Below are 19,257 nucleotides of genomic sequence, written 5' to 3'. Positions count from 1 at the left end.
ACCGTAAAAGAAGGTGGTTGGAGCTCCAAAGGAGCTCCACGAGAAGAGAACCCCTCCCGGTTGTGGAGCTCCAAAGGAGCTCCGGAAGAAGAGAACCCCTCCCGGAGCTCCTGAATCTTCTCCGAGAGAAGAAGACTCAGTAGCGGTAGTGGTCGGACTTGTAGGGGCCCTCGACGTGGACGCCGATGTAGGAGGCTTGCTCCTTCGTGAGCTCGGTGAGCTTGACGCCGAGGGCGTCGAGGTGCAGGCGGGCGACCTTCTCATCAAGGTGCTTCGGCAGCGTGTAGACCCCGATCGGGTATTCGGAGGTCTTCGTGAACAGCTCGATCTGCGCAATCACCTGGTTGGTGAACGAGTTGGACATGACGAAGCTCGGGTGCCCGGTCGCGCAGCCGAGGTTCATCAGCCGGCCCTCGGCGAGCACGATGATCGAGTGCCCGTCGGCGAAGACCCACTCGTCGACCTGCGGCTTGATGGTGTTCCTGACGATGCCGGGCAGCTTGGCGAGGCCCGCCATGTCGATCTCGTTGTCGAAGTGGCCGATGTTGGACACGATCGCCTGGTGCTTCATCTTCGCCATGTGCTCGGCGGTGATGATGTTGAAGTTGCCGGTGGCGGTGACGAAGATGTCGGCGATGCCGACGACCTCGTCCAGCGTCGTCACCTGGAAACCGTCCATGGCCGCCTGGAGCGCGCAGATGGGGTCGATCTCGGTGACGATGACCCGGGCGCCCTGGCCGCGCAGCGCGTCGGCGCAGCCCTTGCCGACGTCGCCGTAGCCGCAGACCACGGCCACCTTGCCGCCGATCAGCACGTCGGTCGCCCGGTTCAGGCCGTCGATGACGGAGTGGCGGCAGCCGTACTTGTTGTCGAACTTGGACTTGGTGACCGAGTCGTTGACGTTGATCGCCGGGAACAGCAGCTGGCCGTTCTTGTGCATCTCGTAGAGCCGGTGCACGCCGGTCGTGGTCTCCTCGGTGACGCCCTTGATGCTCTCGGCGATCCGGGTCCACCTCTTGTCCGAACCGACCGTGCGGGTGAGCAGGTCGATGATGACGTGCCACTCCTCCGGGTCGTCGGCGGTGGCGGGCGGCACGGCGCCGGCCTTCTCGTATTCGGCGCCCTTGTGCACGAGGAGCGTGGCGTCGCCGCCGTCGTCCAGGATCATGTTGGGGGCGTCACCGTTGGGCCAGGTGAGCGCCTGCTCGGTGCACCACCAGTATTCCTCCAGCGTCTCGCCCTTCCAGGCGAACACCGGCACACCCTGCGGGTTGTCCATGGTGCCGTTGGGTCCGACGACTACCGCGGCGGCGGCGTGGTCCTGCGTGGAGAAGATGTTGCAGCTGACCCAGCGGACCTCGGCGCCCAGCGCCACCAGCGTCTCGATGAGGACGGCCGTCTGGATCGTCATGTGCAGGGAGCCCATGATCTTCGCACCGCGAAGGGGCTGTGAGGCCGCGTATTCCTTGCGGACCGACATGAGGCCGGGCATCTCGTGCTCGGCGAGCCGGATCTCCTTGCGGCCGAACTCGGCAAGTGAAAGGTCGGCGACCTTGAAGTCCATCGGGTGTCCCCTCGCGCTGACGGTGATTCTCGGGGACGAGTCTAGGCCCCGCATGACCGGGATCGCATTCCCAGCACGCTGAAACTGACGTAAGAATGTAAGAATGCGCATCACGGAAGCAGCCAAGCGGCTCGGCATGTCCCCACGAATGCTTCGATACCGGGAGTCTCTCGGGCTGCTGCCGCCGGTGCGGGAGCAGGGGGCGCACCGGCGGTTCGGCCCCGATGAGCTGGCCGCCGTGGCTCAGGGGGTGGAGCTGGAGAAGCGGTTCGACGTGTCGCCGGCCGAGCTGGCGTTCGCACTGCGGGTGCTGAGCGAGCCGACGGTGGCGGCCGCCGTACGCGACCTGGGGGTGCGGATCGGCCGCATCCAGGTGCCCCGCAGGGCCCTCGACTTCGAGAAGGAGAAGGCCCTGCGGCTCCTCAGGCGGTGAACGTCATGAGGTCGTCTCGGCGGCCGTGAACGTCATGAGGTCGTCTCGGCGGCCGTGGCGCGCTCGCGGTCCAGGTCCGGCTCCAGGTAGATGACCCGGGCGATCGGCACCGCCTCGCGGATGCGGCGCTCGGCCTCGTCGATGCCGCGCGCCACCTCCGAGGCCGTCTCGTCGTGCGACACGGCGATCTTGGCGCCCACGAGGAGCTCCTCCGGCCCGAGGTGCAGCGTCCGCATGTGGATGATCCTGTCCACCTCGGGCGCGCTCTCCAGCGCGTGGCGGATCTGGTCCTCGATCTCGGGCGAGGCGCCCTCACCGACCAGCAGCGACTTGGTCTCGATGGCCAGCACGATCGCGATGACGGCGAGCAGCACGCCGATCATCAGGGTGCCGATGGCGTCCCAGACGGGGTCGCCCGTGACGACGGCCATCGTCACACCGAACAACGCGAAGACCAGGCCGAACAACGCGCCCAAGTCCTCCAGCAGGATGACCGGCAGCTCGGGCGACTTGGACCGGCGGATGAACGCCCACCACGACTGCTGGCCGCGCACGGCGTTCGACTCCTTGATCGCCGTGCGGAACGAGATTGTCTCCGCGCCGATCGCGAAGATCAGCACGGCGAACGCCCAGATCGGCGAGGAGAGCTCATGCGGATGGGTGATCTTCTGGTAGCCCTCGTAGAGCGAGAACGCCGCGCCGATCGTGAACAGCACGACGGCCACCACGAAGGCGTAGAAGTAGCGCTCACGCCCGTAGCCGAACGGGTGCTCCCTGGTGCTGGCCCGCTGCGCCCGCTTACCGCCGATCAGCAGCAACACCTGGTTGCCCGAGTCGGCGACGGAGTGGATGCCCTCCGCCAGCATGGACGAGGACCCGGTGAATGCCGCGGCCACAAACTTGGACACGGCGATGGCCAGGTTCGCGGCCAATGCCGCAACGATCGCTTTGGTTCCGCCGCTCGCGCTCACGGCACTTCTCCACTCATAAAGATCACGTATTAAGGCCTGGAAAAGGATCCTATTGCGAAATTCTGGCCTTCAGCTCAGTGATCGCTGACACAGGGGTCGGATCCACGCCATATCCCAGCGCCAGGTACGTGCTGGCGTAGTCGCCCAGGGCGATCAGCGAGGCGATCCGCTCCAGCGGATGCACCCCCTCGGCCGTGAGCTCGGTGACCCTGACGTCGCGTTCGCGCGCCAGCCGCAGCACCGCCTCGCGCCGCCGCGTCACCTGGGGGTGCTCTTCGACGTCACGCATGACGACGAGCCGGAGCGTGAGTCCGGCGGTGTCGGCGAAGATGTCGTGCTCGGCCATCGGCCCGTCGAGGGCGGCCACCTGGTTGTGGCCGGCCTCGGGCAGCTCTCCGTAAACAGCGGGATATTTCGCGTTCGTGTTGAGCTGGCAGGCCAGCCGGTACGCGGCCACGGCCGCCACCGGCGACGACCCCCAGATCATCGGGACGCTCTCGGCCAGGTCCATGGCGAGCGATTTGCCGGGGTTGATGAACGACTCGCTGGACGGCCGGCACCGGTGCGCCATGTCCTCCAGAGCTTTGGCCACCCGCTCGAACAGGTCCGCCTCCGCCGGCACGAGCCGCAGCTCGGCGGCGGCCACGATCAGGGGGATGGTCAGGAGCCAGACGTTCGCCCTGGACTGCCCGTCGACCGGGACCGCCACGTAGAAGGCCGATCCCTGCACGGCGATGGCCTCCAACGGGGAACCCGAGGGTCCGACGCCGAGCAGCGTCGAGCCGCGCCGCACGGCCTGGGTGGCGACGGACAGCGTCTCCTCGGTGTCGCCCGAGCCGGAGACGGCGATGACCAGGTCGGTGGCGCCGACCCAGCCGGGGAGCTGATAGGAACGCAAGGTCACGATGGGCAACGGCACGCCGTTGCCGGCCACCGCCGCCAGGATGTCGCCCGCGAGGCCGGAACCGCCCATGCCCGCGACCACGATGGCGCGCGGCCGCCCGTGGGCGGCCAGCCGGTCGAGGCGGGCCTCGACGGCCACACGGTGGCCGGTGCGTATGTGAGCCGCGGATGAGGCGACCGCGGGCAACATCCCGCCAGGGTCGCCTTCACTGAGGTGAGCCTGGTCGTCGAGCCGGCCGGGCTCCCAGGTCACGGTTTCCTGGCCTCGTCGACGAGCAGGACGGGGATGTCATCCCGGACCGGATAGATCAGGCCGCAGCCCGTGCAGGCCAGCTCCTCGGCCTCGCTGTCGGCACGCAAGGGCGCCTTGCACGCCGGACAGGCCAGGATCTCCAGCAGCCAGTCGTCGATCTTCACTCTTTCACCAATCTCGCTTTCACTCGTTAGCTCGACCGTAACATCACGGTGTCACCGGTCAGGCGGATCGAGTCCGACGAATGATGGTCTGTATGTGGTGGAACACCGCTTGACTCGCACCACAGTGCGTGAAGTTGCGCTCGGCCTGCGTCACGGCGCTGGAATAGTCGATCGGCGATCCGTCGAACGCCGTCCAACGGCCCCCGCCTCCTCCACGATGATCTGCGGCGCGACATTGTCCCAGATCTTGGAGGTCCGGTTCAAGAACGCACCGTAGCGCCCTCTCGCCACCATCGCGATGTCGAACGCGGAGTTGCTGCCCCGGAGCCTGTACGGCCCGGCCAGCAGGATTTCGGCGAGAAGGGCACACTCGGCCCGCGCGACCTGGGGGTGCGCCGGATCCGCGTCAATGCCGTAACAGAGCATTCGACCGGCGACGCCGCCACCGGTGATGGGCGTCGCGTCCTCCAACAACCCGACCATGATCCCGTAGTGCGGCAGTCCGGCCGCGAAATTGCTCGTGCCGCCCCTCGAGAGCCCTGTGGGCCCACGGTGCGATCTATGTAACCTACCTTCGCTGGTTCATCGAGCCTCGATGCCGAGGAAGCTCTCGACGAATTCCGCCGTCTGCTCCCAGCCCTCTACCGCGATGCACTCCACGCCCATCGCCTTGACGGGATAGTCATTGCCGCCCTCGTCGAGACGATCACCGACAAACAGCACGTCATCAATTCCGAGGCCAGTGGCTTCGAGCAAACGGCCGATGCCATACGCCTTGTCGACACCCTTTCGCGTGATGTCGACCGACGTCGAGCCGCCACTGCGAACCTCGAGACCAGGCAGGCGTTCCGCGACATGCGCGCACAATCTGCGGCGCTTGGAGCCGTCGGGATCCCAGGCATATTTCGAGCTGGGCGGGGCCTGCTGGCCCAGGGCAGAGAAGGTGATCTGACTGCCTCGGTCCTCGATGATCTCCCCCCAGGGATCATCAGCCCACAGATCGAGCTCCTTGGCGCTCTGGGTGAGCACCTGGATGATCTCAGCCTTCTCGGCGTCACTGAAGTCTTCGGCATAGACGAGGCGCCACTCGGCCTTCTCCCAACGGTAGTAGCGCGTCCCGCACGTCGGCATGAGATGCAGCCTGGCGCGTTGCCGGTCGCCGACCGGCAGATGCCTCAGCACCTGGTTCTGAAACTGGCTGAACTGGCCGCCGGAGATAACGCAGACATCCACCACATCGAGCAGACGGGCCAGGAGCTCCGCCATTCGATCATCAATCTGGGACTTGGACACCGCCAAGGTGTCATCCAGATCGAAAGCGAGCAGGGAGAATTGGCGGTTAATCGGAACTCCTACGAAATCGACCGCGGGAACGTGACTCGACTCTACCGGCGCAGGCAGGCGACGCGCTTCATCGATCCCGGTTCGGATTGGCCGAGCGCAGGATCCGAAGATGGCCGCGTCGTCCGACCTCGACGGCGTCGCCGACAGGCTCACCACCAGCCCGTGCCGGCCTGGCGGCCTCCCTGACCGCGTTGGCCAGCGCCTCGAGATCGTCGGAGCTGGGCGAGGCGCCGTCCGTCGGCAGCCGCACCACCTCCCAACCGCGGGGAGCGGTCAGCCGCTCGGCGTGTTCGGCGCACAGGTCGTAACAGTGTGGCTCCGCGTACGTCGCCAGGGGGCCGAGAACCGCGGTCGAGTCGGCGTATACGTACGTGAGCGTGAAGACGGCAGGCTGGCTGCAAGCGGTGCGGGAACAGCGGCGGACGGGGCTCACGGAGGGACCGTATCTGGTAAGCGTGCGAGGCGCCACTACCTGAGCGCTCTTAACGAGCGTGTCGCCACAATTCGGACACCTGTCGCAGCCTTTCCACCTACATGCCCCGATGACACCACCGCCCACAACCTGGCCGTATCCCGAGACCACCGCAATTGTCCCCCACAAAAGGATCACTTAACGGTCACCCTCACACGAGCAGCACCACGCGGCCCCACTGCCCGGCGCAACGATCAGATGACGATCACCCACCGAAACGGCGCCGCCACCCTGAGAACGGGAGCGGCCTCCCCTTAGACTTGCCCCTGTGACTCCGAAGCGCGGTCCCAGACGGCGCGATCGCCACGGTCGCGGCCTCCGCGGCCCGCTCGCCCCCTCCCACGTTCCCATGGCCAAGTCCCGCAGCGAACGCTTCGACGACCTCGTCCTCGACGCCGTCGACCGCCTTCGCCCCCGCTGGGAGCGGCAACTGTCGGCCGTGGAGTTCGCCGTGGAGGAAGTGCCGCCGCTGAGCGAGCTGGACGACGGCCCGCGCCTGACCTCGGACCCGATCCCGTTCGGCCGCGCCGACGCGGCCACCGGCCAGAGCCCGGCATCGGTGGTGGTCTACAGGCGACCTTTGGAGGCCCGGGCAAGGGACCGCGACATGCTGGGCGCCATGGTTCACGACACGGTGGTGGAACAAGTGGCCGTCCTGCTCGGCCTCTCTCCCGAAACCGTCGACCCCGGATACGACGACCGCCGCTGAACGGGCGTCGAAGGGCATCCGCAGACTCGATGACACCACCTCAGTCCCTCGATCAACGGCTTGTACTGCTCACATGCCCAATTCCTGGCTCAGCGCAACAAGCGTAGATCGCTTCACAGACACAGCGATGAGTTCTGCCGGCTCAACAAGTCAAACCCTGCGAGCCGAAAGACAGCAGGCCCGGCATGGGCGAGCGAGTCAGCACCGCGGTCACCGGCATCAGGACTGTAGCCATCCCCGTCACCGACCAGGACCGCGCCGTCGAGTTCTACGTGAGCACCCTGGGTCTGGAAAAGCTCCTGGACGCCCCGATCGAGCAGCTTGGCGGGCGGTGGATGAGCTTGTGAAGCGCGGGGTCGACGTGGGCGAGCTGCTGCTCTGGGAAGGCGTCCCGCCGATGTTCACCTTCCGCGACCCGGACGGCAACGGTCTCGTGATCGTCGAATAGCGAAAGGGGCTTCGCCATGGCGAGCAATCTCGACAAGGAGTTCACCGCGACACTGCTGAAGAGCCCGAGCCAGGGGGGCTGGACGTACGTCGTGATGCCGGGCTCGGCACGCACAAGCTGCCCGTGAAGAACGATCTCCGCAAGCTCCTCGGGAATGAAGTCGGCGATACCGTAACCGTTCATCTGGAGGAACGGATCAAGTAGCGGTCTCCGCACGAGGTCGTTCCCCGGTGCTCGTTCAAACGGCCGGGACGGTGATGCCGGTGGCCCGGATAGCCATGAAAACAACTTGCAGCGCGGGTACGGCAGAGAAAAGATTTCTGCATGATCCGGGTCGATGGGTTAACCAAGGTCTTCCGCCGGCCACGCACCTTCGCCGGACCCTTCGGAGCTTTTCGCACGCTCGTCACCCGCCAGCATGAGGAGACCACAGCCGTCGACGATGTCAGCTTCGAGATCGAAGAGGGCGAGGTCATCGGCTACCTGGGGCCCAACGGCGCCGGCAAGTCCACCACCATCAAGATCCTCACCGGGATCCTCACGCCGACGAAGGGCACCGTGGAGGTCAACGGCCTGGTGCCGTGGCGTGACCGCTCGGCCAACGCGCGCCACGTCGGCGTCGTCTTCGGCCAGCGCAGCCAACTGTGGTGGGACCTGCCACTGATCGAGTCGTTACGCCTGGTGGGCTCGCTCTATGACGTTCCCGCTCCGCGCTTCGAGACGTCGCTGAAGAAGCTGCGCGACCTGCTGGGGCTGGACGACTTCCTCGACACTCCGGTCCGCCAGCTCAGCCTCGGCCAGCGGATGCGCGGCGACCTGGCGGCGGCCGTGCTGTACGAACCTCCGCTCCTCTATCTCGACGAACCGACCGTCGGGCTGGACGTGCTGGCCAAGGAGGCGGTCCGCGACTTCATCGTCGAGACCAACCGCGTCGGGCGGACCACCGTCATCCTGACCACGCATGATCTGGCCGACGTCGAGGCGCTGTGCAAGCGGATCATCCTCATCGACCACGGCCGGGTGCTCTTCGACGGCACCATCGACGCGCTGGTGAACCAGCCCAGGCGGCTGGTGGTCCTGCTGGAGTCCGAGCCGGAGCAGGTACGCGGCGTGTCCCGGGACGCCGACGGCCGCTACGTCTTCGACATCCACGACGACCTGCCAGGCCTGATCGCCTCGATCGCCGCCGAGCAGACCATCCGCGACATGTCGATCGTGGAGCCTGACCTGGAGAGCGTGATCAAGGGGATCTACACCCGATGACCCGCATCGGCTTCCGCCTGGCCCTGGCCTACCGCAGCAACATCATCATGACCTGTGTGGCACTCGTCGCCCAGGTGTTCCTGTTGCGCATGATCTGGACGTCGGTGTACGGCTCGCGCCCCGCAGCCGCCGGCCTCACGCTGGAGGCGCTGCTGGCTTACCTGACCTTGGCCAACTTGCAGGCCTTCGCCACCCACACCATCGTCTCCAGCACGATCCACCACCGCATCCGTACCGGCATGGTCTTCTTCGACCTGGCCCGGCCGATCGGCTACCTGCGGCAGATGGCCGCCTTCCAGATCGGGAACACCCTGGGCGGGCTGCTGATGCTCGCGCCGGTCATCCCGGTGGTCCTGCTGGTGGGCTCGATCACCGTGCCGGTCAACGGTCCGGGCTATGTGCTCACACTCGTGCTCGGGTACGTGATCGCCGTGCAGTTGGCGCTGCTGATCAGTCTGATCGGCTTCTGGACCATGGAGATCGGCGCCATCTCGCTGCTCTACCGGCTCGTCAGCCAGTTCTTCGCCGGGACGATGGTGCCGCTCGCCTTCTTCCCCGGCGTCCTGGGCGAGGTGGCCGAGATCCTGCCTTTCAAGTACATGGGGTACGTGCCCGCGGCGGTCTACGTCGGGCACATTTCCGATATCGCAGGTCCTGTTGTGGTTGAGCTCGCCTGGATCACAGGGCTGTGGGCCGTGCTCGTCCTGACCTGGTCCCGCGCCCATCGAAGGGTGGTGATCCAGGGTGGCTGAAGTCCTCCGCGCCCTACGCCTGTACGTGCTCCTCCAGCGCGCCTCGGCCCGCGGCGCCATGCAATATCGCCTCAACACCGTGATCGGCATCATCAGCGGCGCCATCTGGCAGGGCACCGGGTTCGCCTTCATCTGGGTGGTGATGCACACCTTCCCATCGCTGGCGGGCTGGGGACTTGCGGAGATCGCCTTCCTGTACGGCCTGCGCCTGACCGCCCACGCCCTGGCGATGATCCCCCTGATCAGCGTGAACGACATCCACTCGGTGGTACGCAACGGGGAGTTCGACCGCTTCCTCCTCCGTCCGCTCAATCCCCTCGTCCAGCTCATGGGCAACCGAATGGGCATCAGCCAGTTCGGCGACCTGCTCGTGGGCGTCACACTGCTCGCCGTCGCCGGCCAGAACGCACATGTCCAGTGGAACGCCTGGCTGATCGCCTTCTGCTTCGTGGCGATCATTGGCGGCGCCCTCATCGAGGCCGCCTTCTTCGTCGCCCTCTGCTCGCTGTCGCTGCGCATGATCGACACATTCGCCCTGCGTGTCTTCGTCGACGACATCTTCAGCAAGTTCGGCTCGTACCCGATGAAGATCTTCGGTAGCACGGTCGAGTGGCTGCTCACCTTCGTGTTGCCGGTCGCCTTCGTGGCGTATGTGCCCTCGGGCGTCGTGCTGGGCAAGCTCGACAATCCCTGGGCCCTGGCGGCCCCGCTGCTGGGCGTGGTCCTGGTCGCGCTGGCCTACCTCATCTGGCGGCGTCAGCTCGACCACTACCAGAGCGTCGGCCACTGACCTCGGCGAAGAGCGCTGGAGGCAGGGTCATCGGCGCCGAAGAGCTACGGCTGGACCACGTGAGGCGTGTCGGTGAGAGGAGGGAGCAAGGTCCACATGCGGGCCGGCGCCAGGGGCTGGGCCGTGATCAGCAGGCCGGTCTTGAGGCGCTCCTCCACCACTCTCCCGCCGTACACCTCCCCAGAAACGGGTGTGACGACGACCGCGAAGTCGCCCTTCGCCTTCAGCGGGACGTTTCGCGTCCGCGCCGCCGGCACCTCCACGTCGAACGGTGGCTCCGCCTCTCCCTTCCCCGGCACGACCTGTACCCGTACCTTGCCGGGCTGTCCGCCCAGTGCTGTGAGGATCAGGCGGGAGCCGGTGCCGTTGCGGGCCACCGCGCTGCCCAGGTCCAGGGAAGGTGTGCCGGCGGTGAAGGCGATGTCCGAGCGGCCGCCGGTGCCGGTCATCACCAGGCCGGCCACGATCGGGGTCTCCGAGGTGAGGACGAGGGCCGCCGAGGAGCCGCCCACGCCGGTGGTCACGTCCACCGAGACGACGCTTCCCGCCGGTACGTCCACCGTCTCGCGGCCCCGCATCGCGTACTCGGCGTCCTCGCTCACCGCCCTCACCCGCACGAGCGCGTCGGTCTCGCCGGGGGCGGCGACGAGGAGCTCGCGGCGGCCGCCGCCGCCCGGGATCCCGGGGACGACGACGCGCGTCGCGGGTGGTGCGGCGGCCGGGAGCCAGTCGACGCCTCCGGTCTCGAGCGTGGTGCGGGCGGCGACGGCGACGCGGCCGAAGACGGTGGTGACGCTCACGGCCATGATGTCGGCCGATGGGGCGAGCGTCCTCATGTCGATTTCGCGGTGCTCGCCGGGCGCGATCTCCAGGCCGATCCCCTTGTCGCCGGAGACCGGGCCCTCGGCCGCGTGGACCTGTACGTCGGCCAGCGCCGGCGCCTTGTCCGCGTTCGTGAGGTGCAGGATCACGCCCCCGTTCGCCGGTCCGGGGCCGAGCAGCCAGGTCACGGGGGCGGGCTCGGTGCAGCGTACGCCGGCCAGGCCGCGTGCGGCGCCCCGGGTGGCGCGGGTGGTGTAGCCGGCCTCCAGCGCGGCGGGGCCCTTCGTCACGTACGGCTTGCCGTCCGCCATCGTCTCGTGGGACAGGCCGCCGGGCAGGTACACGCCGACCTTCTCCCTCTTCGTGCCGGGACACACGGCGGTGACCGACTCAACCGCCACCTTCCGGGGTGCAACCTGCCCCGGGGCGGCGGGGGCGGCCGGTCTGGTGACGTACGCGACGCCGTACAGGGCCGCCAACGCCACGACCACCAGCGCCAGCAGGCCGAATCTGTTCTCGACCAGGGACTTCATGATGCCCCCACCAGGACCGCACCGGGCGCAGGCTCCACAGCCTCCTGCTGACTCTCACGCCGCCCCGGCGCGGCCAGCACGGCGAACACCAGCACCATCGCTGCCTGCGTCCACAACCACGGCTTGTGCAGGGCGCTCTCGGGCTGCGCCGGCACGCGGGTGACCGGTTCGACGACGCGCCACAGGCCGCCGGCCTCCGACAGGCTCATGCGCTGCAGCGCAGGCTGGGAGTCGAGCGTCCTGGTCAGCTGCGGCGCGACCGGCGGCGCCACGGCGACCATCGCGATGCCGTGCTGCGCCAGCGTGGCCGCGTCGCCGCCGCGCCCGCCGGCCAGCCCTTGGGCGGCGGTGGCCACGCGGGTGCGGGCCTCGGACGCGACGGGCAGCTCCGCTTCGCCGAGCAGCGGGGTACGCCCGTGCAGCACGGTGAACTCCGACCCCTTGATCACCAATGTGCGTCCCCCCTGGACGGTCTTGGAGGCGGCCAGGGCAGGCAGCACGTCGGGCGCGTCCCCGGCGAGCGGACCGCGGACCCCGGTGGCCACCCAGTAGCCGGCGGCCAGCAGCGGCGTGCTGAATGCCACGCCCACCATCACCGTCGCCCCCAGCCGCCGCAGGCCGCCGCCGGCGCGCAGCCCGGCCAGGCGGTGCGCGGTCAGGCCCACGAGGACGACCAGCCCCATCCCCGCGAACGCCAGCGGTACCCCAGGCCACACCCGTGTGCCCTCGACAGAGAACCGGGTGACCAGGATCGCGGCGAGCATCCCGTACAGGGCGACGCCCCAGCCGACGGCGACGATCATGCGCCGGCGGCGCAAGAGCAGCGCGGACAGCGCCGTCGCCAGCAGCCCCGCCGTCACCCAGAACGGCGGCAGCCCCGGCCCCCCAGGGGCCAACGCCAGCAACGACTCGGGGGCCGGTGCGGCGTCCACCAGCGCGGGATCGTGCAGCCCGGCCTCCAGCAGGAGCCTTCCTGGGTCGCTCACCAGCGTCGCGAGCCACGGGAACAGCAGCGCCACCGGGACGAGCAGCGCGATGGCCATGGACACCGCGACACCATCCCGCCGCCCCAGGCCAGGTGCGCGGCCATCCCGGCCCACGCCGCCGGCGCCGGCCCGCCGGCCCGTACGGCTCCGCCGCGTCGCACCGCGCCGTCGTCCCGCCGCCAAGGACAGTCCGCCCATCACCGCCACCATCGGGTACACCAGCGGCACGAACGCCGTCCCCACCCCCAGCAGCAGCCCGAGCGCCCAGGCGGCGCGGCGGGCAGGACGGCGTTCGGCGGACAGGAGGGTCGTGCCGAGCGAGGCGTAGACCGGCAGCAGCACGAACACCACCGCCGTGCCCAGCCGTCCCGCCGCGATCGCGCCGGTCGCGACGGGCAGCAGCGCGTACGTCCCCGCCGCCCACGCCCGCGCGGGCACCGAGGGGATGAAGTGCCGCGTGGCCAGGTACGTGGTGGCGCCCGCCAGCGGCACCGAGCCGAGCAGCAGCACCGACACGGCCAGCCACGTCTTGCCGAACGCGAGCGTGGACACAGCGGCCACGACCGCGACGTACGGCGGCGCCCAGGCGTCCGAGCCGAGCCCGATGTCGTGGAATCCTTCGGTGTAGAACGCCCAGAGGTCGCCGGCTCCGCCGATCACGGGCACCAGCGCGCCCCCGCCGAGCCGGTCGCCGCCGAGCAGCGACCGCTCGGCGACCAGCGAGATCGCGGTCAGCGCGAGCATGAGGACGACGCCTGGGCGGGCCAGGAACCGTTTGACCGCGCCGGTGTCCGGCGGCGGGAGCACCTCGTCCTCCTCCGCGGACACGTGGTGGTGGCGGCCGGCCGAGTCGACAGGGGCCTCGCCTGCGAGGAAGCTCTGCGCCATGTCGATCAGCCGCTGGTAGGCCGCACCCGGAGGCGTCATCAACCGCTTGATGCGGACATATCCCTGCTTGCGGCCGTGGCGGCGGGCGCGCCGCGCCCTGAGCAGCCGGAACGGGTGCACCAGGATCGACCCCATGGCCACCATCTCGTCCAGCGCGTTCGCGGGCTGTTTGCTGACGAGGAACAACAGCGTGCGGAAGGCCGAGCCGAGCACGTTCCGCAGCAGTGCCCACACCATGGCGCGAAAGGGCAGGTTCGCCATGACCACGAAGATCGCGTTTCGCCTGTCGAGCCGGCGCGGGTGGTCGCCGCTGACCGTGATGCGCCGTCGCCTGCGGGCCGCCGCCTCGGCATGCCAGGCCACGGCCGAGGTCACGATCAGGACCTTGTGCCCGGCGTTGCGCACCCGCCAGCACAGGTCGAGGTCGTCGCGGAACAGCGGGAAGAACGGGTCCAGCCCGCCGGCTTCCTCCCACACCTCGCGGCGGATCAGCATCCCGGCCGTCGACACCGACAGCACGTCGCGCGTGCCATCGTGCTGGCCCTGGTCGAACTCGCGCGGCTCCAGCCCCGTGTCCCTGCGCCCGGTACGCCCCACCGTCACGCCGATTTCGAGCAGGCGTCTCCGGTCGAGCCAGTCACGCAGCTTCGGTCCGAGCACGGCCGCCTTGGGATCGTGGCCGGCGGCGGTGAGCAGGGCTTCCAGCGCACGCCTGTCGGGGGCGCAGTCGTCGTGGAGCAGCCAGATCCACTCGTCGGGCCCGCGCGAGGGCAGCCTCTCGAGCGCCTCGGCGACGGACTCGGCGAAGGCGGTCGAGCGCGGCAGGGAAATGACGTTGCCGCTGCCGAGCGTCTGGGCGAGCAGGTCGGCCGAGCCGTCCCTGCTGCCGTTGTCGACGCCGGCTACGCGATCGGGTCTGCGGCTCTGGCCGGCCAGCACGCGCAGCGTCTCTCCGAGCCAGCGCGCGCCGTCGTGGGCGACGACGATCACAGTGACGTACGGGCGGGACATGGGCGGGTCACTCCTGGGGGGATGATCAGGCGCGCCCACCCTACAGGCGAAATCGGGTCAAAGAGGTGCGAAGAGGGTCACGCGGCAGTGCCGCGTGACCCTCTCTATGACTAAACGGCCTGGCGTTTGATCCGTCTGCGCTCCCGCTCGGACAGCCCACCCCAGATGCCGAACCGCTCATCGTGCTCGAGTGCGTATTCAAGGCACTCGGCACGGACCTCGCACGATCGGCACACCTTTTTGGCCTCTCTGGTGGAGCCGCCCTTCTCCGGGAAGAACGCCTCCGGATCGGTCTGCGCGCACAACGCGCGCTCCTGCCAGCCGAGTTCTTCAGCGTCAAGCTGATCCTGTGCGATGACCGGATCGGTCACTGCACACCTCCCTGCCGCCCGCCCGCAATGGAGCCCCCCATGGACGCCTTCCTTAGTACCCACCCACCGGAAGGCGTAACAACATGGTTGTAATTACACGCGCGTGTCGTAGCTGACGTCAAGCGGCATGCAGGTATCCGGGGAAAGACTAGACCTCGCCCCGGTGTGCTTGGCATGTGATGTTCTCGCCCGGCCCACCCCATCCGCGCAATGGTTTCGGTCAGGCTCGTTCAACCTGCCAGCGGTCCGAACCGTATCAGGGCGGGATAGACGCCCGCCCGCGACGCACCCTCTCTCTAGCTGTTCATTGCCGGTCCGTTACCTGCGTGGCTCGTTGGGGGTATATATGGCGGTCGGGTCAATGGGGTCGTCCCCCGGGCGGCCGCCGAGGGGATCTCCCCGGTATGCCGACGGGTCGAGCCGCATCGTCGACTCCCCCTGGTCCTGCCTGCCGGCCGGCGCCTGGTGGGTCGGCTGGTAGGGACGAGGCTCGTAGGCGCCCTGCTGGGGTTCGTACGCGCTCTGCTGCTGGGGCGGCTGCTGCGGCTGGCCGAACGGGTCTTCGTACGGCCCGGCCTGGGCGGCGTAGTCCGGCACGCGCAGGTCGGGCGCGGTGCCGGCGGTGGCCGTGTGCTGGTACGTCTCCGCCTGCTGGTAGGCGTCCATGAGCTGCTGGGAGCGCGGGTCCACGGCCGGGTCGGGCTCCTGGTAGGCGTTCGGGGTGGCGAACTCGGAGCCCGAATAGCCGGTGAACGGGGTGCCGCCCTGCTGCGGCTGGTCGAACGCGCTCTGCCCCTGGTACGGCGGCTGGAACGGGACGTTCGGCGAGGTTTCGCCCGTCGGGTAGGAGGGCTGCTCGGCCGGGGTGTCGAAGACGTCCTGCGGCGCGTACGGGCTCTGGTCGTTCGCGGGGGGCGCGTAGGGGTCGTTCGCCGGGGGCGGCGCGTAGGGGTTCGGGCTCGGCTGGGCGTAGAGGTTCGGCTGGCTGTCGGCCGGGACATAGGGGGCCGGGTGGTACTCGGCGGCGGGGGTGTTGTACTCCTGGGCCGGCGGGAAGCTCTGGGGCTGCTGCTGGTCGGACGGCGCCGGCGGGAGCGCGGCCCTGACCGGCTGGTACGCCTCCGGCTGCGGCTGGCCGTAAGCGGGCTCGGCGGTCTGGTGGGGCTGGGCGTCGGCGGGCGGCGCGTAGTGCCCGGGCTGACCACCGCCGAAGCTCGGCGGCTGCTGCCCGTATCCAGGCTGCTGCGGCTGCTGCCCGTAATCGGGCTGCTGGCCGTAGGCAGGTGGCGCCTGCTCGGGCTGGCCATAGGCGGGTGGCGCCTGCTCCGGCTGGCCGTAGGCGGGCTGCTGGCCGAAGGCGGGCGGCGCCTGCTCCGGCTGACCGGAGACGGGCTGCTGACCGTAGGCGGGCTGCTGCCCGGACATCGGCTGCTGGCCGTACCCGGCGGGAGGCTGTTCCTGCTGACCGAAACCAGGCTGCTGCCCGGACGGGGGCTGGCCCATCTGCGGCTGCTGACCATAGCCGGGCTGCTGGCCGTAGTCCGGCTGGTGACCGGAGGGCGGCTGCTGGCCGTACGCGGCGGGAGGCTGCTGGCCGTAGCCGGGCTGGGGCTGCCCATAAGCGGCGGCCGGATCCTGCGGGCCACCGGCGAACGGCGGTTGCTGGCCGAACTGGGGGTGGTGGTAGATCTGCGCGGCCGGACGCTCGGGCAGGACCTGCGGGATCAGGTACACGAGCACGATGGCAGCCAAGGCCAGCTGCGGCACGCCCAAGAGCACGAACTCCACGACGTCACGGGCCCCGTCACCGGCGAACAGCCCGAGCAGGAGCGCCAGCATGCCGAACACCGACGCCAGGAGCAGCCCGACCGCCGCCCCGTACATGATCGGCTTGGCTTTGGGCGACGGCTGGCCGACTTTTGTGACCAACAGAACCGCACCCAGCAACAACGCCACGGCGACCGGACTCGTCACGCTGAAGAAGTTCGAGGCCGCACGGCCCGTGAAGGTCGAGCTGGACGACGAGCCGATCAGGATGTGACCGATCGCCAGCAGCACGTTCATCAGCCCGGTGACGAGCATGACCCAGGCGGCCGGCTCCTTCAGCCGGGCGACGTCAAGTTTGCTCACAAATACCCCCAACGGACCCTTTAGCCCGAAGGGAGTTTGCCACATCGTCAAGTCGTGCGACGGGAGTCCCAGCAACCCCTTTCATCTCAATTAGGCCTACACCAGCAAGTACAGCTCTGAAAGTGGGGAAAACCACTCCCGCGGCAGGCCTGTCAGAGGCCGGTGAAAGACTGGGCCGCATGCACATCGTGTCACTCGCCGGCGGCATCGGCGGCGCCCGTTTCCTGCGCGGTCTACGCGCGACCGAGCCAGAGGCCACGGTCACCGTCATCGGCAACACGGGTGACGACATCACCCTGTTCGGCCTGCGGGTCTGCCCCGACCTCGACACCGTGATGTACACCCTGGGCAATGGCATCGACGAGGAGCAGGGCTGGGGCCGGGCCAAGGAGTCCCACGTGGTCAAGGAGGAGCTGGCCGCGTACGGCATGGAGCCCCAATGGTTCGGGCTCGGCGACCGCGACTTCGCCACCCACATCGTCCGCTCCCAGATGCTGGCGGCCGGCTACCCGCTCTCGCAGATCACCGAAGCTTTGTGCGCGCGCTGGCAGCCGGGCGTGCGGCTGCTGCCGATGAGCGACGAGCGCTGCGAGACACACGTGGTGATCGAGGACGAGCACGGCAAGCGCGCCGTGCACTTCCAAGAGTGGTGGGTGCGCCTGCGCGCTTCCGTCCCCGCCCACTCGTTCGCGCTGGTGGGGGTGGACACGGCCAAGCCTGCGCCCGGCGTGCTCGAGGCCATCGAGCAGGCCGACGTGGTCATCCTGCCGCCGTCCAACCCCGTCGTCAGCATCGGCACGATTCTCCAGGTCCCGGGCATCCGCGACGCGCTGACCGCCAAGACCGTGGTCGGCGTGTCGCCGATCATCGGCAGCGCGCCGGTGCGGGGCATGGCCGACGCCTGTCTGACGGCCATCGGGGTCGACACGAGTGCTCAGGCCGTCCTGGAGCTCTACGGCTCGGATCTGATCGACGGCTGGCTGGTGGCCGAGGAGGACGAAGGCGTCGCGCTCGACGGCGTGCGGGTCATCGCCCGCCCGCTCCTCATGCACGACGCCGGAGCCGCGTCCGCCATCGCCCGCGCGGCGCTCGACCTGGCCCTGGAGCTCGCCCGATGACCATCGCACCACGTCCGGATCACACCGCGGACGCCGCGCTCCCCACCACGCCCCAGCGCATCGAAGTGATCGCCGTGGCGGGCATCGACGAGGTGCGGCCGGGGGACGACATCGCGGCCCTGCTCGCGGACGCGGATCTCCAGGACGGCGACATCCTGGTCGTCACCTCCAAGATCGTGAGCAAGGCCGAGGGCCGGATCCGCCGGGCGCCGGACCGCGTCCAGGCCATCGAGGACGAGACCGAGCGCGTGGTCGCCAGGCGCGGCGACACCGTGATCTCCCAGACCCGCCACGGCTTCGTCATGGCCGCCGCCGGGGTGGACGCCTCCAACACCGAGCCGGGCACGGTGCTGCTCCTCCCCGAGGACCCCGACGCCTCGGCCAGGCGTGTCAGGGCGGGACTGGCCGCCAGGGTCGGCGTGATCGTCTCCGACACGTTCGGCCGGCCGTGGCGCAACGGGCTCACTGACGTGGCGATCGGGGTGGCGGGCATGCGGCCGCTGGACGACTTCCGCGGCACGTCCGACGGTTACGGCAACCAGCTCAGCGCCACCGTCACGGCGCTGGCCGACGAGATCGCGGGCGCGGCCGAGCTGGTCAAGGGCAAGCTCGATGGCGTGCCCGTGGCGATCGTCCGCGGGCTGTCCCACCTGGTCACCGGCGACGACGGCCCCGGGGTGCGGCCGCTGGTGCGGGCCGCCGACGACGACCTGTTCCGGTTCGGGTCGCGGGACGTCGTGTTCGCGCGCCGTACGATCAGGGAGTTCTCCGACCGGCCGGTCGATCCCGAGGCGGTGCGCAGGGCGGTGGCGGCGGGCATCGCCGCGCCGGCGCCGCACCACACGACCCCGTGGCGGTTCGTGCTGGTCGAGTCGCCGGAGACGCGGACGAAGCTGCTCGACGCGATGCGCGAGGCGTGGATCGAGGACCTGCGCGGCGACGGGTTCAGCGAGCAGTCGATCGCCAAGCGGATCAGGCGGGGCGACGTGCTGCGTCAGGCGCCCTACCTGGTGGTGCCGTGCCTGGTGATGGAGGGCTCGCACACCTACCGCGACGCGCGGCGCAACGCCTCCGAACGGGAGATGTTCGTGGTGGCGACCGGCGCCGGGGTGGAAAACTTCCTGATTCAGCTCGCCGTCGAAGGGCTCGGCTCGGCGTGGGTGTCGTCCACGATGTTCTGCCGCCCGATCGTCCGCGCGGTGCTCGACCTGCCGGAGTCGTGGGATCCGATGGGCTGCGTGGCCGTGGGCCACGCGGCGGCCCCACCCCGCGATCGGGCGCCCCGCGATGCTGCGGACTTCATCGTGACGCGCTGACAAGGGGTCAACAGGC

General features: G+C 69.2%; 20 protein-coding genes. 9 read left to right on the top strand and 11 right to left on the bottom strand.

Annotated features, from left to right (window positions below; all coding sequences use genetic code 11):
* Positions 1–136: 136 nt before the first annotated feature.
* Positions 137–1,564: an adenosylhomocysteinase gene (gene ahcY, locus ACTWQA_RS09510; RefSeq protein WP_443158895.1), complete on the bottom strand. Its 1,428-nt coding sequence runs from the start codon at positions 1,562–1,564 to the stop codon at positions 137–139.
* Positions 1,565–1,667: 103 nt separating this feature from the next.
* Here ahcY and ACTWQA_RS09505 point away from each other — a divergent pair, with 103 nt between their 5' ends.
* Entirely contained in the window at positions 1,668–1,997 is a 330-nt protein-coding gene (locus ACTWQA_RS09505; RefSeq protein ID WP_305919305.1) for a MerR family transcriptional regulator, read from the top strand.
* 32 nt (positions 1,998–2,029) lie between these two features.
* Here the strand turns inward: ACTWQA_RS09505 and ACTWQA_RS09500 are convergent, their stop codons facing one another.
* The 6 genes from ACTWQA_RS09500 to ACTWQA_RS09475 form a co-directional block, all read right to left on the bottom strand.
* Positions 2,030–2,968, bottom strand: coding sequence for a cation diffusion facilitator family transporter (locus ACTWQA_RS09500; RefSeq protein WP_443158894.1), 939 nt, complete (start codon positions 2,966–2,968; stop codon positions 2,030–2,032).
* A 49-nt stretch (positions 2,969–3,017) separates the two neighbouring features.
* Positions 3,018–4,124, bottom strand: a complete 1,107-nt coding sequence (locus tag ACTWQA_RS09495; protein ID WP_443158893.1) for an SIS domain-containing protein — start codon at positions 4,122–4,124, stop codon at positions 3,018–3,020.
* Positions 4,121–4,288 (bottom strand): Trm112 family protein, encoded by a 168-nt coding sequence (locus tag ACTWQA_RS09490; protein WP_127939884.1) that lies wholly within the window; start codon positions 4,286–4,288, stop codon positions 4,121–4,123. Before ACTWQA_RS09490 ends, ACTWQA_RS09495 begins: the two co-directional genes overlap by 4 nt.
* Before the next feature lie 150 nt (positions 4,289–4,438).
* Positions 4,439–4,771 (bottom strand): inositol monophosphatase family protein, encoded by a 333-nt coding sequence (locus tag ACTWQA_RS09485; RefSeq protein ID WP_443158892.1) that lies wholly within the window; start codon positions 4,769–4,771, stop codon positions 4,439–4,441.
* A 99-nt stretch (positions 4,772–4,870) separates the two neighbouring features.
* Positions 4,871–5,785 (bottom strand): HAD-IIB family hydrolase, encoded by a 915-nt coding sequence (locus ACTWQA_RS09480; RefSeq protein ID WP_443158891.1) that lies wholly within the window; start codon positions 5,783–5,785, stop codon positions 4,871–4,873.
* On the bottom strand, positions 5,700–6,065 hold the full coding sequence (locus ACTWQA_RS09475; RefSeq protein WP_443158890.1) for a DUF3499 domain-containing protein: 366 nt from the start codon (positions 6,063–6,065) through the stop codon (positions 5,700–5,702). The genes ACTWQA_RS09480 and ACTWQA_RS09475 overlap by 86 nt, the downstream gene beginning before the upstream one ends.
* Before the next feature lie 307 nt (positions 6,066–6,372).
* Between ACTWQA_RS09475 and ACTWQA_RS09470 the strand changes: the two genes are divergently transcribed.
* The 6 genes from ACTWQA_RS09470 (at position 6,373) to ACTWQA_RS09445 (ending at position 10,066) form a co-directional block, all read left to right on the top strand.
* A complete protein-coding gene (locus tag ACTWQA_RS09470) occupies positions 6,373–6,813 on the top strand; it encodes a metallopeptidase family protein (protein ID WP_442942024.1) in 441 nt (146 codons plus the stop codon).
* A 185-nt stretch (positions 6,814–6,998) separates the two neighbouring features.
* Complete coding sequence (locus ACTWQA_RS09465; RefSeq protein WP_443158889.1) at positions 6,999–7,160, top strand: VOC family protein; 162 nt, start codon at positions 6,999–7,001, stop codon at positions 7,158–7,160.
* A gap of 224 nt (positions 7,161–7,384) precedes the next feature.
* A complete protein-coding gene (locus ACTWQA_RS09460) occupies positions 7,385–7,465 on the top strand; it encodes a hypothetical protein (RefSeq protein ID WP_443159023.1) in 81 nt (26 codons plus the stop codon).
* A gap of 120 nt (positions 7,466–7,585) precedes the next feature.
* Complete coding sequence (locus tag ACTWQA_RS09455; protein WP_443158888.1) at positions 7,586–8,524, top strand: ABC transporter ATP-binding protein; 939 nt, start codon at positions 7,586–7,588, stop codon at positions 8,522–8,524.
* Entirely contained in the window at positions 8,521–9,276 is a 756-nt protein-coding gene (locus tag ACTWQA_RS09450) for an ABC transporter permease (RefSeq protein WP_443158887.1), read from the top strand. The genes ACTWQA_RS09455 and ACTWQA_RS09450 overlap by 4 nt, the downstream gene beginning before the upstream one ends.
* On the top strand, positions 9,269–10,066 hold the full coding sequence (locus ACTWQA_RS09445; protein ID WP_443158886.1) for an ABC transporter permease: 798 nt from the start codon (positions 9,269–9,271) through the stop codon (positions 10,064–10,066). The genes ACTWQA_RS09450 and ACTWQA_RS09445 overlap by 8 nt, the downstream gene beginning before the upstream one ends.
* Positions 10,067–10,110: 44 nt before the next feature.
* Here the strand turns inward: ACTWQA_RS09445 and ACTWQA_RS09440 are convergent, their stop codons facing one another.
* The 4 genes from ACTWQA_RS09440 to ACTWQA_RS09425 form a co-directional block, all read right to left on the bottom strand.
* Positions 10,111–11,421, bottom strand: coding sequence for a DUF5719 family protein (locus ACTWQA_RS09440; protein WP_443158885.1), 1,311 nt, complete (start codon positions 11,419–11,421; stop codon positions 10,111–10,113).
* Complete coding sequence (locus tag ACTWQA_RS09435) at positions 11,418–14,306, bottom strand: glycosyltransferase (RefSeq protein ID WP_443158884.1); 2,889 nt, start codon at positions 14,304–14,306, stop codon at positions 11,418–11,420. The genes ACTWQA_RS09440 and ACTWQA_RS09435 overlap by 4 nt, the downstream gene beginning before the upstream one ends.
* A 110-nt stretch (positions 14,307–14,416) precedes the next feature.
* Complete coding sequence (locus tag ACTWQA_RS09430; protein ID WP_020546325.1) at positions 14,417–14,677, bottom strand: WhiB family transcriptional regulator; 261 nt, start codon at positions 14,675–14,677, stop codon at positions 14,417–14,419.
* Between the two features lie 318 nt (positions 14,678–14,995).
* On the bottom strand, positions 14,996–16,807 hold the full coding sequence (locus ACTWQA_RS09425) for a hypothetical protein (protein ID WP_443158883.1): 1,812 nt from the start codon (positions 16,805–16,807) through the stop codon (positions 14,996–14,998).
* Positions 16,808–16,986: 179 nt separating this feature from the next.
* Between ACTWQA_RS09425 and cofD the strand changes: the two genes are divergently transcribed.
* Positions 16,987–17,925: a 2-phospho-L-lactate transferase gene (gene cofD / locus ACTWQA_RS09420; protein WP_443158882.1), complete on the top strand. Its 939-nt coding sequence runs from the start codon at positions 16,987–16,989 to the stop codon at positions 17,923–17,925.
* Positions 17,922–19,241: a coenzyme F420-0:L-glutamate ligase gene (locus ACTWQA_RS09415; RefSeq protein WP_443158881.1), complete on the top strand. Its 1,320-nt coding sequence runs from the start codon at positions 17,922–17,924 to the stop codon at positions 19,239–19,241. Before cofD ends, ACTWQA_RS09415 begins: the two co-directional genes overlap by 4 nt.
* Positions 19,242–19,257 lie beyond the last annotated feature (16 nt).

Source organism: Nonomuraea sp. 10N515B (assembly GCF_052245915.1).
Classification (GTDB): Bacteria; Actinomycetota; Actinomycetes; order Streptosporangiales; family Streptosporangiaceae; genus Nonomuraea.
This window is presented reverse-complemented; position numbering and strand designations above follow the sequence as displayed.